Annotated in this window: 1 protein-coding gene; it reads left to right on the forward strand. The window is 70.0% G+C overall.

Annotated elements, in window-relative coordinates; all coding sequences use genetic code 11:
• On the forward strand, positions 1–767 hold a 767-nt coding region (locus KZA10_RS16610; protein WP_218683448.1), incomplete at both ends, for an aldehyde dehydrogenase family protein.

Consider the following 767-nt stretch of genomic DNA (forward strand, 5'->3'; position numbering starts at 1 on the left):
CCGACGAGGTGCGCCGCGTGATCGCGAACGCAGAAGAGGCGCAGGTCGCGTGGGCCGCGACCAACCCGCAGAAGCGCGCTCGCGTGCTGTTGCGGTTCCTCGACCTGGTGCAGCGGGAGATGACGTCACTGGCCGAGCTGCTCGCGAGCGAGCACGGCAAGACGGTCGACGATGCGAAGGGCGACATCCAGCGCGGCCTCGAGGTCATCGAGTTCGCAGCCGGCGCTCCGCACCTGCTCAAGGGCGAGTACTCCACCGGCGCGGGAACGGGCATCGACGTCTACTCGATGCGGCAGCCGCTCGGGGTCGTCGCCGCGATCACCCCGTTCAACTTCCCCGCCATGATCCCGCTGTGGAAGGCCGGCCCCGCGATCGCCGCCGGCAACGCGGTGGTGCTCAAGCCCAGTGAGCGCGACCCCTCGGTGCCGGTGCGCATCGCCGAGCTCTTCCTCGAAGCGGGTCTCCCCGCAGGTATCCTCAACGTCGTGCACGGCGACAAGGAGGCGGTCGACACGCTGCTCACCGACGAGCGCATCCGCGCCGTGGGCTTCGTCGGATCGACCCCGATCGCCGAGTACATCTATGCGACGGCCGCGGCGAACGGCAAGCGCGCCCAGTGCTTCGGCGGCGCGAAGAACCACATGATCGTGATGCCCGACGCCGACCTCGATCAGGCCGTCGACGCGCTGATCGGCTCGGGGTACGGCTCGGCGGGCGAGCGCTGCATGGCCATCTCGGTCGCTGTCCCGGTGGGACAGGAGACGGCC

The sequence above is a fragment of the Microbacterium sp. BF1 genome, assembly GCF_019279095.1.
Lineage (GTDB): Bacteria > Actinomycetota > Actinomycetes > Actinomycetales > Microbacteriaceae > Microbacterium > Microbacterium maritypicum.